Origin of the sequence: Pseudomonas sp. CG7, from assembly GCF_023701885.1 — a bacterium.
GTDB classification, from domain to species: domain Bacteria; phylum Pseudomonadota; class Gammaproteobacteria; order Pseudomonadales; family Pseudomonadaceae; genus Aquipseudomonas; species Aquipseudomonas zanjanensis.
In genome coordinates this window covers 1-17,130 of the sequence record NZ_JABAEE010000106.1, presented here as the reverse complement: position 1 = coordinate 17,130, position 17,130 = coordinate 1, and the positions used below count along the sequence as shown (strand labels likewise).

Here is a 17,130-nt window from a genome sequence, read left to right as displayed (position 1 = left end):
ACGGTCTGTACTGCGCGAACAGTCAGAATCGAGCCTTGTCCCTCCTCCTCCCTTCAAGTCCTACCATACAAGCGAGCCTGCTCGCGAAAGCGGTAGTCCAGGCACAGAGAGTCCCTAGGGTGAAGGTGTAACAGGCGTTGTCTACACTCCACCCCATCGCCACCCCCTCGTGTGGCAGCCAGGAGAAACACCATGAAGATGCTTCGTGTGCCTTTGTTGATGATCGGTTTGCTGCTGTGTTCCCAGGGCTTCGCCGAGACGGCGCAGCAGAGCAAGATGACCACCTGCAATGCCGACGCCACCGCCAAGGCGCTCAAGGGCGACGAGCGCAAGGCGTTCATGAGCAATTGCCTCAAGGCTACCCCGCAGGAGCGCATGAAGAGCTGCAACGCCACCGCCACCGAGCAGGCGCTGAAGGGCGATGCCCGCAAGGCGTTCATGAGTGAGTGCCTGAAGAAAAAATAAGTGCCGGATCTGTGGGACCCCATCGCGAGCAGGCTCGCTCCCACATGGGCAGGCCAACGCCGATCCACTGTGGGAGCGAGCCTGCTCGCGATGGGGCCGACGCAAAAGTTACAAAAAAGCCCTGAACTGCGACGAAGGTCGGCCGACACAATCCCTAGTGCTGCCAGCGGATCGCTGGCAGACTGCCGATCCTTTCACGCCGTTTTGTCCTGAGGCTGTATGCCAACGTTTTCTCAGCGTCATGTGTTGTTGGTGATCAGTTGGGTGATCATTTTTGGTGGGTTGTTGCTGGTGCTGCCGCTGCGCCTGTTGCCGAGCCTGCTGGCCGGGCTGCTGGTGTTCGAACTGGTCAACATGCTCACCCCGCAGTTGCAGCGCCTGATCGAAGGCCGCCGTGCCCGCTGGCTGGCAGTGGCGTTGCTCGGCACGCTGGTGGTCAGTGTGCTTTCGTTGATTTTCGCCGGGGCCTTCAGTTTCCTGCTCCATGAAGCAGAAAACCCAGGCGCGTCCCTGGACAAATTCATGACGGTGGTCGACCGCGCCCGTGGACAATTGCCGCCGTTCATCGACGCCTACCTACCGGCCAGCGCTGCCGAGTTCCGAGTGGCAATCGGCGACTGGGTGAGCAAGCACCTGAGCGACCTGCAACTGGTGGGCAAGGACGCTGCCCACATGTTCGTGACCTTGCTGATCGGCATGGTGCTGGGGGCCATCGTTGCCCTGCAGCGCATTCCCGACCTGACCAAGCGCAAGCCCCTGGCCGCGGCGCTGTTCGATCGCCTGAACCTGCTGGTCAAGGCGTTTCGCAACATCGTCTTCGCCCAGATCAAGATTTCCCTGCTCAACACCTTCTTCACCGGGATTTTCCTGGCGGTGGTGCTGCCGCTGTTCGGCATTCAGCTGCCTTTGACCAAGACCCTGATCGTGATGACGGTCCTGCTGGGGCTGCTGCCGGTGATTGGCAACCTGATGTCCAACACCCTGATCACTATCGTTGCCCTGTCGTTGTCGATCTGGGTGGCGGTGGCGGCGCTGGGTTACCTGATCGTGATCCACAAGCTCGAATACTTTCTCAACGCCCGTATCGTTGGCGGGCAGATCAGCGCCAAGTCCTGGGAATTGCTCATGGCAATGCTGGTGTTCGAAGCCGCATTCGGCCTGCCGGGGGTGGTGGCGGGGCCGATTTATTATGCGTATCTCAAGAGTGAGTTGAAGCAGGTGGGGATGGTTTGATCCGGAAGTTGTGTTGATTGATCTACCGCTTTCGCGTTCAAGCCCGCTCCCACAGTTCGACCGCATTTCTTCTGAAAGAACTCGGTCAAACTGTGGGAGCGGGCTTGCTCGCGAAGGGGGGGCCTCGGTCTTGGATCAGACCTGGCTCCCATACCGCTTCATCGCCTCGATCGCCAAACCGCTGCCGATACTGCCGATGATATTGCCTTCCACATGCCGCGCCTGGGGCAGCATCGCCGAGACGCTGTTGCGCAGCGCCGGGATGCCGCTGGAACCGCCGGTGAAGAACACCGTATCGACCTGATCGACCCGCACGTTGGCATCGTTGAGCAACTGCGTGACGCTGCCGCGTACCCGCTCCAGCAAGCCGTCGATGGCCGACTCGAACAGCGTCCGGCTCAGTTCCACGCTCAGGCCGGGCTCGATCCGGTCCAGGAGCAAATGGCGCTGGTCGGCGTGGGTCAACTCGATCTTGGTTTCTTCCACTTCCATCGCCAGCCAGTGCCCGGCGCGCTGTTCGATCAGCTTGAACAGCCGGTCGATGCCGCCGGTGTCTTCGATGTCGTAGCGCATGCTGCCCAGGGCCAGGGTGGACTTTTGCGAGTACACCGCGTTGATGGTGTGCCAGGTCGCCAGGTTCATGTGGTGGCTGGTGGGCATGTAGGCACCGCTTTTCATGCGGCTGCCGTAGCCGAACAGCGGCATCAGGCCGGCCAGCGAGAGCTGCTTGTCGAAATCGGTCCCGCCGATGTGCACGCCACCGGTGGCGAGGATGTCGGCGTGGCGGTTGTCGTGGGTACGGCGCTCGGGGGACAGGCGCACCAGGGAAAAGTCCGAAGTACCGCCGCCGATGTCGACGATCAGCACCAGCTCTTCTTTCTCGATGGTCGATTCATAGTCGAAGGCCGCGGCGATAGGCTCGTACTGGAACGAAACCTCCTTGAAGCCGATGGCGCGGGCGACGTCTACCAAAGTGTTTTCCGCTTCCTGATCGGCCATTTCATCGTCATCGACGAAAAATACCGGGCGCCCCAGGACCACTTCTTCGAATTCCCGTCCTGCGGTGGCCTCGGCGCGTTTCTTCAATTGGCCGATGAACAGCCCCAGCAGGTCCTTGAAGGGCATCGCCGTGCCCAACACGCTGGTGTCGTGCTTGATCAGCTTGGAGCCCAGCAGGCTCTTGAGCGAGCGCATCAAGCGGCCTTCATAGCCTTCCAGGTATTCGTGCAGGGCCAGGCGGCCATACACCGGGCGGCGTTCCTCGAGATTGACAAAGACCACCGAGGGCAGGGTGATCTTGTCGTCCTCCAGCGCGATCATCGTTTCCATGCCGGGGCGCAGCCAGCCGACGGTGGAGTTGGACGTGCCAAAGTCGATGCAGCAGGCACGGGCCGGGGATGCGTTTTTCATGTCTTTCGGGTTCCAGTTGAAAAAACGGCCGCGCAGTGTATGCCAGTGGGACGCGGATTCGAAGGCCGGTTATCTGCTAATTCGCAATCATCGGCCTTGAAAGACGGCATCACACCCCCAAACTTGCTGGCATGAGCCTGGCAGCCACAGGGCGGATACAAGAACCGCCACCCGCTGCCGATAAACTTCTGACGTGCCGCCCGGTCCCAATCTTGAGGTCGGTCAACCCGCTGTCCGGTTATCCGGGCAGGCTGTGCGTGGCGGTGCGACATCGATAACGGATGGTGATGCTTAGATGGACTTCAAAGACTATTACAAGATCCTGGGTGTCGAGCCCACGGCGGACGACAGCACGATCAAGGCTGCCTACCGCAAGCTGGCGCGCAAATACCACCCGGACGTGAGTAAAGAGAAAGACGCCGAGACCAAGTTCAAGGACGTCTCCGAAGCCTATGAAGCGTTGAAAAGCGCCGACAAGCGCGCCGAGTACGACGACCTGCGCCGGTATGGCCAGCACGGCCAGCCGTTCCAGGGACCACCGGGCTGGCAGAGCCGTGGCGGTTTTGGCGGCCAGGACACCGGGGATTTCTCGGACTTCTTCAGTTCGATTTTCGGTAATCGCGGGCCGGGTTTCGGCGGCGGACAGTCAGGTCGCAGCGCCGGCCGTCGAGGGCAAGACGTGGAAATGGAATTACCGATCATCCTGGAAGAAACCCTGTCGATCGAATCGAAGAAGGTCACCTTCCAGGTGCCGCAATACAACGCGGCGGGCCAGCACGTGAGCAACACCAGCAAGAGCCTGAACGTGAAGATCCCGCTGGGCGTGACCGATGGCGAGCGTATCCGCCTCAAGGGCCAGGGCGCGCCGGGAATCGGTGGTGGCGCCAATGGGGACTTGTACCTGACCATTCGTTTCGCGCCGCACCCCAAGTTCGACGTCGAAGGCCAGGACTTGATCATCACCTTGCCCCTGGCGCCATGGGAATTGGCGCTGGGCACCGAGGTCGCGGTGCCGACCCTCACCGGCAAGATCAACCTCAAGGTCCCGGCCGGCAGCCAGAACGGCCAGCGCATGCGCGCCAAGGGCCACGGCCTGCGCAACAAGGCCGGCGAGCGCGGCTACCTGTTCGTTCAGCTCAAGGCCGTGATGCCCAAGGCCAGCGACGAATCGGTCAAGGCCTTATGGGCCGAGCTGGCGAAGAAAGCCGCGTTCGATCCTCGGGAGAACTTCTGACCGGTAATCACAGGCCTGGCAACACAACCCCGTGGCGAGGGAGCTTGCTCCCGCTGGGCTGAAGCAGCCCCAAAACCATTCGATACGGTGCGCCAGGGAAAACCGGTAGGCAGGTTTTACGACTGCTGCGCAGCCGAGCGGGAGCAAGCTCCCTCGCCACAAAACCGGGTTTTCCACAATCCTGGCTAGACTCGACAGTTGAAGCATTGGGAGAAGCAGACCATGAACGACCCGATCATTGAACTGAACCTGATGGAATTCTGTGAAGCCGCTGCGCTGGCGGATGTCCACGTGATTGAAATCGTCGAGCACGGCATCCTCGAGCCTCACGGCGCGGCACCTACGGACTGGCGTTTCACCGATTATGAACTGGTCCTGGCACGCCGGGCCGCCAAGCTGCGCCACGAATTGGAACTGGAATGGGACGGTGTCGCCCTGGCCCTGGATTTGTTGGAGGAGGTCCAGCAATTGCGATCCGAGAATCGCCGGCTGCGCCAGCAGTTGGGCCGTTGGGTGGAGTAAGAACGGCAGGCGTGCTCGCCGGGTCTTGCAGAAAAAAACGATAGATAGTTACCGCACTGGCCGGTGATGCACTGGGTAGGCTCGGGTTTTCCACTCTCAAGGATGATCCGAATGCCAATGCCTATTCCCGTCATTACCGAGCCCGGCATGACGCCGCAACCTGAAAGTCGCGGCGTCCACTTCGACCTGCTCAAGCAGCGGGTTCCCGATTGGTACATCGGGGCCGCCATGCGGCGCCAGCAAGCGTTGAGCGACCACGACCTGGAACTCCCGGCCTGGTACGCGAAGGCTTCCCACGCAACCCGAACCCGTCTCAAGGAACAGCATTCGCGCTACCGCGACAGCTTGAACCTGATCGACAGCGCCTTGGGCAGCATCGAGGACATCCGCGCCTTTGCCAAACCGCTGCTGACCCAGGCCATCCAGAAGGAATTCAAGCGAACACTGGACGTGGAGGCGGTTTATTACGCGCGCCAGTACGGTCTCAAGACCCGCAAGGACCTGGGCAGCACGCTGCTTCACCGTCTGACCGGAGAGGCCTGGGATACCTACGAGTATCGAGGCGCTTCGTTGTTGGAAACCGCGCTGGCGAACTTCGAACCCGACGAAGAGCTTAAGCTCGATTGCGACGGCTGCCATGTCATCACCACCACGTCACTGTCCGCCAGTGGTACGCCTAAGCCCACGCTGGACGCCGTCCGGGCGGGGGCGTTGCCAATCGCCCCGCACGCCTTTGCCAGGCTGTGCCGCAAACTGGACCTCGGACGGCGCTACCAGCAACACATTCGCGCCATTGCCCGACCCGCTGACGACGATGCCCGCAAGCGGCTCGACCAGCAACTGCGTGATCACCACAAGCAAGCGTTGGCGCTGAGTGCCGAAGTCGCCTGGGCCAAGGCGGACATCAGCCAGGACACGTACCAGATGTTGCGGCAAGTGATCGGCGATCACGACGGGGTCATGCTCGACGGGCGGCCGGTGACATTCACTTCGCTGAAAATCTTCGACACCGAACTGGTCGGCCCGCTGCTGATCGGCCCCGACCGGGAAAAGACCCGGCGCCTGGAGCGAATGGTGGCGTATCTCCCGGGCGATCCCGAGCACCCGCTCAAGGAATACGCGTCCAGTACCGAATTCATGATCGAACTGCGCCGACGCCTCCATGGCATCGCCTACCGACGGTTCTTCAGTCGCTGTATACCGCTGAGCCAGCAAGGGACTTTTATCAAGCAGTTCGACCAGCTCTACCAACCTTCTCCCCAGGCCGATGCCCAGTCCGACTATCCGCTCAAGCCCTCGTTGAACAACTTGCGCATGGCCGCGTCGCCCATCCCCGGCGCCCTGTGGGAAGCCTTGCGCCGCGAACAACTCCAGAAGATCGAGATGGACGCGCGAGCGGTGGCGGTGCCCTCCGCCGATGAAGACAAGGTTGCCCGTCTGGCGCGCCTGGAGAGTTGGACGCACACGGTGATCGACGTGCTCACCCACCTGGCCTTCGTGGTGCCCGCGTTGGGGCCGCTGATGCTGACCGTGGCGGCCGTGCAGATGTTTGAAGAAGCGTTCGAAGGGATCGAGGCGTTCGAGCAGGGGGAGACCAAGGAGATGTGGGGGCACTTTTCCAGCGTCGCGCTCAACACCGTGTTCATCGCCGCAGGCGCCAAGGTGTTGCCGAAGATCCAGGCATCGGCCAGTGTGGATCAGTTGGAAGCGGTGGAACGGGCCAACGGGGAATCGCGACTGTGGAAGCCTGATCTCACGCCGTACCGCAGTCCTTTGCGACCGCTCGCTGGCGCCGTCCCGGACAGTCTGGGACTGTACGAAGTCAGTGGCCGCGAGGTCCTGCCGTTGGAGGAACACTACTACGAGGTGCAACAGGATCCGGCTACCCACCGCTATCGCATCCGCCACCCTTCCCGGCCGGATGCCTACCAGCCCAAGCTGACACACAACGGCAGCGGTGCCTGGAATCATGAACTCGAAAGACCGCAAGGCTGGCAAGGGGCAACGCTGATGCGCCGGCTCGGTCATCGGGTCAAGGATTTCAGTGACCACGAATTGGAGCAGATCCGTATCGCCAGTGGCATCAGCGAGGGCGTGTTGCGACGCCTGCATGTGGACGGCGAGCCGATGCCCGCGCTGCTGGCCGATACGGTCAAGCGTTTTGACTTGGCGCGACAAGTCGACACTTTTATCGGGCAATTGCAAAGCGAGGATTCGCGGCGACAGGACGAAGCCGATCCAGTGACCCAGCTGCACTTGCTCGCCGGTTATGGCCCCTGGCCAAGCGGCCTGAGATTGCAGGTGAAGGATGGGGCGGGCAAGACGCTCTGGCAGTATGTTCGACCATCGGAAAGCGCCGTTCCGGTTCGCGATGTGATCATTCCCGAGGAAAAAGTACGTACCCCTTCGGTGTTGAAAAACCTGATCGAGGCGGTGGACGCGACCGGGAAAGACTTGTTGGCCAGCACCCGTCCGGCGATAGCGAAAACGAACATGGACGCTCGGATTCGCCAGCTCAGGATCAACCTCGCCGAGGTGGCGCAGCGGGAAAAAATCCAGCTGCTCAACGATTACTACGCCAGGGGCCAAGAGCCAACCGACCCTCGGGTCGCGTTGATCAAGGCTCGCGTCCCGTCGGTGCCGACCGGCGCCATCGAGCAGATGATCGCCCATGCCAATCGTGGGGAGCTTCAGCAGATGGCCGCCTGGAATAACGCGGATCGCACCCAGACCAAGCCCATCCCGTTGCGCATCGCCGAGGAGTTGCGTCATTGCCAGCGAGCGGTGCGTTTGAACCGGGCCTATGAAGGCTTGTACCAACCCGCGCTGGCGACGGCGGACACGCCCCGCCTGGTGCTGGCAACACTCAAGACCTTGCCCGGCTGGAGCGACACGGTGCGTATCGAGCTGCGTGACGATCATGCGACTGGCGCATTGGTCGACAGCATCGGGCCGCTTGAGGCGGCGCAGACCAAGATCGTGGTCAGGGACGGGGCTCGTTACCAGGCGCTCGATGACCACGGCAATGAGCTGAGCCACTGGGGTCGCCTCTTTGCCGCGCTGCACCATGCCTTGCCGGATGCCGGGCGCGAGGCGATGGGACGCCCTTCGATTCACCAGGGTGCCCTGCTGGAAAAGGCGCTCGGTGAAATGCCGCTGGAACGCAACGCGCTGGCGCGAACCTTGGGTTTGCCGACCATCAAGCCCTCGTTCCGCTCGCCGATGCGCCTGGCGTCGGGCGGATTCGCTTATCCCTTGAGCGGGCTGCGAGCCTTGTTGGGGCTGGGTCGTTCGGTGGAAAGCCGCGTGCTGGAGCTGTACCCGAACTATACGAACGAGCAAGTCCAGGTTTTGCTGGCCTCACTGGGCGACGGCGCCGTGGCGGAGCTCAAGCGACGCAAGGTCGAGTTGGACATGCTGGATCGGGACCTCGACCGTTGGGCCAATACGACCACCTGGATCTATTCCGGCGACCGCATGGAGCAGGTGCCGCCCGTGCGCAAGCGCGGGGTGGCCGAGCAGATCAAGCGTTGCTGGAGGCGCCAGACCCCTCTGGTCACGGCTGCGGATGGTCGCCCGGCGGGCTATCAGCTCGATCTGGGGCGCCTGACCGTCGGGCATCTGCCGGACCTGTCGGCGGATTTCAGCCACGTGGCCTCGCTGAAGATGGCTGGCATGGACTTGTCGCAACAGGCCTGCGAAAGCTTCCTCTCCGGTTTTTCCTCGCTTCGCTGGCTGGACATGTCTGACAACCGGTTGACGACGATCCCCGCTGCCGTGGGGCCCATGAATGGCTTGACCAAGCTGCTGCTGACCAACAATGCCCTCAGTCTGACCCCTCGTTGCATTGAGATATTGCAAGGCCTTACCCGACTGAAAGTCCTCAACTTCGAAAACAATCCCTTGGGGCAACTTCCAGATTTCAGCCGCATGTCCGATCTGCGCGGCCTGGGTCTCAAGGGCACGGGAATCAACACTTGGCCAGCTGGCCTGCGTGGCTTGCCGCTGGAGTTCGTTGATCTGCGCGACAACCAGTTGACCGACGTTCCGGACGCGCTGGTCAACCCAACGGCGGCCGACGCCCTTGCCACGGCCCGCGTCAACGGCGTGACGTTCCTCCAAGGCAATCCGTTGAGCGCAGCGACCCAGCAGCGCCTGCATGATTATTGGGCGGACCTGTGGCGTGTGCATCCCGAGTGGATAACGTTGCGTCAACACGGGGCGTTTGGTCATGCGGCCACGGGGACGGCGGCCAATGTGCAGCAATGGCTGCAAAACCTGCCCGACGGGCAATTAGCAGAAAAGCGTGCGTTGTGGCAAAGCCTGGCGAGTGAACCGCAGTCTGGCGAATTGTTTGAACTGTTGAACCGCCTGGCCACGTCCTATCAGGGCGAAGAACACTACGCTGACCTTCAGTTGCGGGTCTGGCGAATGCTGGAAGCCGCCAGCGGCTCCACTGAGTTGCGCCGGGAACTGTTCGAGCTGGCGGGAGCCCCGGCGTGTGAAGATCGCGCGGCGCTGTCGTTCAGCTACCTGGAAATCCGATTGATGATCCACAACGCCAAGGCCGCAGCGAGCGGAGAGGAGGAGGCGGCAACGTTGCTCAGGCTGGCCAAGGGTTTGTTTCGTCTCGACGAAGTGGAGCGCATCGCGCTGCAGGATGTCCAGAAACGGCGTGACGCCATCGCTGCCCGGTCGGACCTGACGCCCGCCCAGAGAACCCGGCAACTGCGCAACATCGAAGAAGTCGAGGTGCGCCTGGCCTACCGCGTAGGGCTCAAGGATCGGCTAGCGCTACCGGGCCAGCCCGAGGGCGGGCGATTTATCCACATGGGTAACGTGACATCGCTGATGCTGGATGACGCGGCTAAGCAAGTACTGGCGCTGGATGATTCGCCCCGCCTCCTGCAGTCGATCGTAGGGCGGGAGTTCTGGATCGACTTCTTGAAACAACAGCATCAACCAGCCTTCGAGGCCTTGGCTGACACGCTGGTTACCCAGCAGCTTGAATTCGATGAGGCGAAAGCGGCCGGAACCTTGGAGGAGGCTGACTATGTGAGCCAGTCCGAGGCGCTGGGCTTGCAACAGCGGATCAAGGAGGCGGAGCTGATCCAGGCGTTGACCGAACAAGCGCTGGACGCGCAGGAGAGCACCGACCTGTAAGGCAGATCTTTGGGGCCGGAGCGGGTGACGAGGCGTCAGTGGGTTCGCATGTCATGTCTTGTGGGCAAAGCGATAAATAGTTACCGCATCCATGGCGCAGGCAATGAGTAGGCTCGGGTTTTCCAACCTCAAGGATGACCCGAGATGCCAGAGCCTACCGCTGCGAAAACCACCACGCCCGCACCTGCTTCAAAAAAGGGTGAGCACGACGATTTGCTCAGAAGTCGTATTTCCCCCTGCTTCATGAACGCCACCGAGCAGCGCCAGCAAGCGCTGCGCGATCATGACATGGAGCTTCCAGAGTGGTACGTAAAGACCACCCACCAATCCAGAGCCAGCCTCAAAAGCAGTCACGAGCAGTACTGCAAGATTTTCAACCAGGTCGATTACGCACTGGGCAAGGTCCAGGACGTGCGGGCCTTTGCCGAACCCTTGCTCAGCCAGGCCATCCAGGCCACCTTCAAGCGTACGCTTAACGTCCGGGAGGTTTATTTTGCCCGCAAGTTCGCGGTCAAGACGCGTACCGACCTGGGCTCCAATCTGCTTCATCGCTTGACCGGTGACGCCTACGACACCTACCAATACCGAGGCGGTTCGCTGCTGGACATCGCGCTGGCGAATTTCGAGCCCGATGAAGAGCGCAAGCTCGACTGCGACGATTGCCACCTCATTACCACCACGCCGGTGTCGGCTGATGGCACCTTGAGCCACCCCCTCGAGTCCGTGCGCGCCGGCACACTGCCCATTGCCCCCGAAGCCTTTATCAAGCTATGCCGCCAGCTCGACCTGGGGCGCAAGTACCGGGAACATCTTGCGACGGTCCTGGAACCGAACGACCGTCAGGCCCGCGAACGGTTGGATGAACAGTTGCGCGAGCATCACAAGCAACGCCTGACGATCAGCACCGAGATTGCCCAGGCCAAGGGGGATATTCGCCAGGACACCTACCGAATGTTGCAGCGGGTGGTGGGTGGGCAACCCTCGGCCGAGCTGGACGGTCGCCCGGTGACCTTCGCCACGTTGAAGGTCCTTGAGGTCGAACTTGTCGGCCCCCTGCTGATCGGTCCGGAACGCGAGAAAAGTAACCGGTTGGAGCGAGTCGTGGCCTACATTCCGGACGATCCTGAGCATCCGGTGAAGGAATATGCCTCAAGCGACGCGTTCATGGTCGAACTGCGGCGCCGCCTGCATAACCTCGACTACCGTCGTTTTTTCAGTCGCTTTGTGCCGCTGCACGAGCAAGGGCATTTCTTCGAGCGTTTCAACCGTCTCTTCAAACCCTCTTCGCAAACCGATGCCAAAGGTGACTTTCCACTCACGTCGAACCTGCCCAGGCTGCCGATGAGCGCGTCCGACCTCAAGGGTTTCTTGTGGGAGACGCTACGGGTCAATCAGGTCCGCAAGATTTACCAGAACGCACGGGTCGCGGCGGTTCCTACGGGCGATGAAGACAAGAAGGCGCGTCAGACGCGCCTGGAAAGTTGGGAAAATACGGTCATCGATGTGCTCAACATGGCGGCGTTCGTCGTTCCCGGGCTCGGTCAGGTGATGATGACTGTGTGGGCATTGCAAATGCTGTACGAGGCGTTCGAGGCCGTCGAGACGTTCGAGCAAGGGGAAACCAAGGAAATGTGGGGGCATTTTTCCAGCCTGGCGCTCAACGCCGCGTTCATGGCCGCCGGCGCCAAGGTGCTCCCGCGCATCATGCCATCGGCGACCGTGGATCAATTGGAGCCCGTAACATCGCCGACTGGCGAAACACGGCTCTGGCGCCCTGATCTGACGCCTTACCAGAGCGATCTGGAGCTGCCCGCGAATTCGCAGCCCGATGCCCTGGGATTGCACCGTGTCAGCGGTCGCGATGTCCTGCCGTTGAACGACATCCGCTACGAAGTCCAGCAGGACCCAGCCACCCAGCGCTATCGCATTCGCCATCCGTCCCGGCCCGATGCCTATCAGCCCGAGTTGACGCACAACGGCAGCGGTGCCTGGAGCCATGAACTGGAACAGCCGCGCAGTTGGGAAGGCGTGACGCTGATGCGCCGGCTCGGTCATCGGGTCAAGGACTTCAGCGACACTGAGCTCGAGCACATCCGTACCGCCAGTGGCACCAGCGAGGATGCGCTGCGGCGCATGCATGCCGAGGGAGAACCGGCGCCTGTATTGCTGGACGACACGATCAAGCGCTTCGACATCGCTCGCAAAGTCGACGCTTTCCTGTTGCACATGCAAAGCGAAGATCCGCAGGTCTATGAAAAGGCCGATTCGATGACCCAGCTGCACTTGCTCACGGGCTACGGCCCGTGGCCAAAAAACTTGAAGCTGAAGGTGATCGACCGCTCGGGCAAGACCCTTTGGGAGTACGCCCATCCATCGGATGAAGCATCGACGCTCCGTGAAGTCGTCGTCAGCGATACGGAAGTTTATTCATCTTCATTTCCCAGGAACCTGATCGAGGCCGTGGATGCGACGGGCAATGGCTTGCTGGCTGGCACACGTCCGGCGCTTGCGAAAACAGACATGAACGCCCGAATCCAGCAATTTCGCAAGAATCTGCTTAAGGTAGCGGAGCGTGAGAAAAAACAACTGATCGATGACCACTACGCCACAGGCGATGTGTCGCAAGATCCACGGGTCAAGCTGATCAAATCCCGTTTTCCTTCGGTTCCGGCGGCCGCCATCGAGCAGATCATGGTCCACGCCCGCCCTGCCGAAATCCGGCAAATGGCGGGATGGGATTACACCGATGCCACCCAGACCAAACCCATCCCGCTGCGCATCGCCGAAGAGCTGCGTCACTTTCAGCGGGCGATCCGTTTGAACCGGGCCTACGAAGGTTTATACCAGGAGAGCCTGGCCACGGCGGATACACCCCGCCTGGCACTGGCGACCCTCAAGACGTTGGCGGGCTGGAGCGATACGGTACGCATCGAGCTGAGGAAAGATTTCACCTCTGGGGACTTGATCGACAGCGTCGGGCCGGCGGACTCGACGCAGGTCAAAATCGTCGTCAAGAATGACGATCTTTATCAAGCCCATGACGACAGCGGCAACGATTTGAGCAGCGAGGGCAGCCTCTACGCTGCCTTGCAGCATGCGCTTCCGGATGCAGAGCGCCAGGCGATGGGTCGTGCTTCGATCCACCATGGCGCGCTGTTGAAGGACGCGATCGGTGCGGCGCCGGTGAGCCGTGCTTCATTGGCGAAGGTCTTGAAGATGCCGGCAGTCAAGCCGTCGTTCGTCTCGCCCATGCGCCTGGCTTCGGGCAGATACGGCTATCCCTTGGGCGGGCCTTTGGAATGGCTGCGCCTGGGCCGGTCGCCGGAAAGACGGGTGCGAAATTTGTTCCCCGATTACTCGCCTCAGGAAGCCCGGGTCTTTGTGCGGGAATTGGGCGACGGAGCGGCCGCGGAGATCGGGCGCCTTGAAACCGAATACCGTATGTTGCGCAACGAGCTGGACTGTTGGGTCGCTTCCGCTGAGACGGACGACGCGGACAACAACGCATCGGCGGCAAGACGAAGACTCAAACGCATCACCGCCGATCGGATTCGTCAGTGTTGGAGACGCCAGTCCCGGGCTGTCGGTGTAGTGGACGGCCGGCGTGTGGGGTATGAGCTGGATCTGGGCTGGATGCATGTGAGGTCGTTGCCGCAGCTGTCGGCAGATTTCAGTCACGTAACCTACTTGAGGCTCTACGGGGCGGGCTTGTCGCAACACACCTGTAACGGTTTTCTCACGCGTTTCCCTGCCCTTCGTTGGTTGGACATTGCCCATAACAACCTGACGGAAGTGCCGGAGGCGTTGGAGGGAATGCCCCGTCTGACCAACCTCACACTGGCCTCGAACCAGATCGCCCTGACACCCCGTGGCGTTGAAGTCCTGGGAGGTTTGTCCGCCATGGAGTCCCTTACCCTTCACGACAATCCACTGGGGCGTTTGCCCGATTTCAGCACCATGCCAGCCCTGACTGAGCTGTTGCTGAGGAACACCAGGGTCGACACCTGGCCCACGGGCCTGCTTGACCAGCCACTGGAGGAACTGGACTTGCGCAGAAATCTACTGACCGAGGTGCCGGCGCACGTGATCGATCCGCCCGCCGAGCGGGCCCATGCCATGGCCCGGCTCAATGGTGTGACGTTTATCCAGGGCAATCCCATGGACGAGGCGATCGGGCAGCGCTTGCGTGAATATTGGGCAAATCTTCAGCAGGCCCATCCTGAATGGGTCGCCCCGCGCAGAATGGGAACACTCCAGCTGGCGGCCAACACTGTGGTGAGCAGGCGGCCGGACGTGCGGCCATGGCTGCGTGATCTGCCATCCGAACAATGGGAGGATAAAAAGGCCCTGTGGCGAAGCCTGCAGGCAGACCCGCAATCCGAAGAGTTCTTCCAACTGTTGAGTCGGTTGATCGGGTCCTATCAGGACGTGGCTGACTATTCGGACCTGCAGGCCCGCGTCTGGCAGATGCTGGAGGCTGCCAGGGATTCCACTGAATTGCGTCGTGAACTGTTTGAACTGGCCGGCGAACCGGCCTGTGAAGACCGTGCTTCGTTGTCTTTCAGCAACCTGGAAATAAAGATGATGATCCACAACGCCAAGGCCCTGTCGGCGGAGGGGGATGAAGCGGCCACGCTGATTCGCTTGGCCAAGGGATTGTTCCGGCTGGATGAAGTGGAGCGGATAGCCCTGCAGGACATCCAGGGACGTCGTGATGCAATCAATGCCCGTGAAGGGCTCACAGCCGCGCAAAAGGCCGAGCTGATCAGGCTGATCGAAGAAGTCGAGGTCCGCTTGGCCTATCGTACGGGGCTGAGGGATCGGCTGGAGCTGCCGGGGCAACCGGGAGGAGGACGCTTCACCAACCTGGGCAACGTTTCCAGTGCCATGCTCGATGCTGCGGCCGCCGAGGTCCTGGCCCTGGACGACTCGCCCCAACAAGTGCAGTCGCTGGTGGGCCGCGATTTCTGGATCGACTATTTGAAGCAGCAGCATGCGGCAGATTTCCAGGCGTTGACCGACGCCCTCTCCGATGAGCTTTCGGCGCTGGATGAGCAGAAAGCGGACGGAACCCTTGAGGAAGCCGACTATGCCAGTCAGTCCGAAGCGCTGGGCTTGCAGCACAGGGTCAAGGAAGCGGAATTGATCCAATCGCTGACCCAGAATGAACTGAGTGCGTTGCAGGAAAGTACGGACCTGTAGAGCGGGCCTGTGGCGAGGTCGCTTGCTCCTCGCCACGTACCTCCATTCAAAACAGGAAATAGCGCTGCGCCATCGGCAACACATCAGCCGGTTCACACCACAACAGCACGCCGTCGGCCTTGACCTGGTAGGTCTGCGGGTCGACGTCGACACTTGGCAGGTAGTCGTTGTGGATCAGGTCGGTTTTCTGCACATTGCGGCAGCCTTTGACCACGGCGATTCTTTTCTTCAACCCAAGCTGTTCCGGCAACCCGGCCTCGGCGGCGGCCTGGCTGATGAAGGTCAGGCTGGTGGCGTGTCGTGAGCCGCCGTAGCTGGCGAACATCGGCCGGTAGTGCACCGGTTGTGGCGTCGGGATCGAGGCGTTGGCGTCGCCCATCAGGCTGGCGGCGATCGCCCCGCCCTTGAGGATTAGCGTCGGCTTGACGCCGAAAAACGCCGGGCGCCACAGCACCAGGTCGGCCCATTTGCCCACTTCGATAGAGCCCACTTCATGGCTGATGCCGTGGGTGATCGCCGGGTTGATGGTGTACTTGGCGATGTAGCGCTTGATGCGGAAGTTGTCGTTGCCTTCGCCGTCGCCGGGGAGGGCGCCGCGTTGTTTTTTCATCTTGTCGGCGGTCTGCCAGGTGCGGGTGATGACTTCGCCGACACGGCCCATGGCCTGGCTGTCGGAGCTGATCATCGAGAAGGCGCCGAGGGCGTGGAGGATGTCTTCGGCGGCGATGGTCTCGCGGCGGATGCGGCTGTCGGCGAAGGCCACATCTTCAGCGATGCTCGGGTCCAGGTGATGGCAGACCATCAACATGTCCAGGTGCTCGTCGATGGTGTTGCGGGTGAACGGTCGGGTCGGGTTGGTGGAGCTGGGCAGCACGTTGGGGAAACCGCAGGCCTTGATGATGTCCGGCGCATGGCCGCCACCGGCGCCTTCGGTGTGGTAGGTGTGGATGGTGCGGCCCTTGAACGCGGCCAGGGTGGTCTCGACGAAACCGGACTCGTTGAGGGTGTCGGTGTGGATCGCCACCTGCACGTCGTACTGATCGGCCACGCTCAGGCAGTTGTCGATAGCCGCCGGGGTGGTGCCCCAGTCTTCGTGCAGCTTCAGTCCGATGGCGCCGGCCTTGACCTGTTCGACCAGCGGCTCCGGCAGGCTGGCGTTGCCCTTGCCGGTGAAGCCCATGTTCATCGGGAAGGCATCGGCGGCCTGGAGCATTCGCGCGAGGTGCCACGGCCCGGAGGTGCAGGTGGTGGCATTGGTCCCGGTGGCCGGGCCCGTGCCGCCGCCGATCATGGTGGTGACGCCGCTCATCAGCGCTTCTTCGATCTGCTGCGGGCAGATGAAGTGGATGTGGGTATCGATGCCGCCAGCGGTGAGGATCATGCCTTCACCGGCGATGACTTCGGTGCTGGCGCCGATGGCGATGGTCACGTCGGGCTGGATGTCCGGGTTGCCGGCCTTGCCGATGGCCGCGATGCGCCCGTCCTTGAGGCCGACATCGGCCTTGACGATGCCCCAGTGGTCAATGATCAGCGCGGTGGTGATCAGCGTGTCGACGACCTCGGCGGCCAACAATTGGCTCTGGCCCATGCCGTCGCGAATCACCTTGCCGCCGCCGAACTTCACTTCTTCGCCGTAGGTGGTGAAGTCCTTTTCCACTTCGATCCACAACTCGGTGTCGGCCAGGCGAACCTTGTCGCCGACGGTGGGGCCGAACATGTCGGCGTAGGCCTGTCTCGAAATCTTCATGTGCTCGCCTTGAGGTTCTTAAGTCGTGTGCAGTCCATTGTGGCGAGGGAGCTTGCTCCCGCTGGGTCGCGTAGCGGCCCTAGGTTTTTGGGGGTGGGCGGGGGCCGGGGGGGCTGGACGCAGCGCGCGCGTTAACCGATATTGGAGCTCGGTG

Annotated in this window: 8 protein-coding genes; 6 read left to right on the top strand and 2 right to left on the bottom strand. The window is 61.7% G+C overall.

The window, feature by feature from the left end:
* The first annotated feature begins 192 nt into the window (after positions 1 to 192).
* Both HGO40_RS27705 and HGO40_RS27700 read left to right on the top strand, forming a co-directional pair.
* Positions 193 to 465, top strand: coding sequence for a PsiF family protein (locus HGO40_RS27705; RefSeq protein WP_186707797.1), 273 nt, complete (start codon positions 193 to 195; stop codon positions 463 to 465).
* A 219-nt stretch (positions 466 to 684) separates the two neighbouring features.
* On the top strand, positions 685 to 1,698 hold the full coding sequence (locus HGO40_RS27700) for an AI-2E family transporter (protein WP_250965638.1): 1,014 nt from the start codon (positions 685 to 687) through the stop codon (positions 1,696 to 1,698).
* Positions 1,699 to 1,833: 135 nt separating this feature from the next.
* Here HGO40_RS27700 and HGO40_RS27695 read toward each other — a convergent pair whose 3' ends face one another.
* Positions 1,834 to 3,108 carry an Hsp70 family protein gene (locus HGO40_RS27695; protein ID WP_250965637.1) on the bottom strand — a complete coding sequence of 425 codons (1,275 nt, stop codon included), beginning with the start codon at positions 3,106 to 3,108 and terminating at the stop codon, positions 1,834 to 1,836.
* A gap of 295 nt (positions 3,109 to 3,403) precedes the next feature.
* Between HGO40_RS27695 and HGO40_RS27690 the strand changes: the two genes are divergently transcribed.
* The 4 genes from HGO40_RS27690 (at position 3,404) to HGO40_RS27675 (ending at position 15,229) form a co-directional block, all read left to right on the top strand.
* Complete coding sequence (locus HGO40_RS27690) at positions 3,404 to 4,342, top strand: DnaJ C-terminal domain-containing protein (RefSeq protein WP_250965636.1); 939 nt, start codon at positions 3,404 to 3,406, stop codon at positions 4,340 to 4,342.
* Positions 4,343 to 4,564: 222 nt separating this feature from the next.
* A complete protein-coding gene (locus HGO40_RS27685; RefSeq protein WP_250965635.1) occupies positions 4,565 to 4,864 on the top strand; it encodes a chaperone modulator CbpM in 300 nt (99 codons plus the stop codon).
* A gap of 111 nt (positions 4,865 to 4,975) precedes the next feature.
* Positions 4,976 to 10,027 carry an NEL-type E3 ubiquitin ligase domain-containing protein gene (locus tag HGO40_RS27680; RefSeq protein ID WP_250965634.1) on the top strand — a complete coding sequence of 1,684 codons (5,052 nt, stop codon included), beginning with the start codon at positions 4,976 to 4,978 and terminating at the stop codon, positions 10,025 to 10,027.
* Between the two features lie 144 nt (positions 10,028 to 10,171).
* Positions 10,172 to 15,229 (top strand): NEL-type E3 ubiquitin ligase domain-containing protein, encoded by a 5,058-nt coding sequence (locus tag HGO40_RS27675; protein ID WP_250965633.1) that lies wholly within the window; start codon positions 10,172 to 10,174, stop codon positions 15,227 to 15,229.
* Between the two features lie 46 nt (positions 15,230 to 15,275).
* Here the strand turns inward: HGO40_RS27675 and ureC are convergent, their stop codons facing one another.
* Entirely contained in the window at positions 15,276 to 16,976 is a 1,701-nt protein-coding gene (gene ureC / locus HGO40_RS27670) for an urease subunit alpha (protein WP_250965632.1), read from the bottom strand.
* Between the last annotated feature and the right edge of the window lie 154 nt (positions 16,977 to 17,130).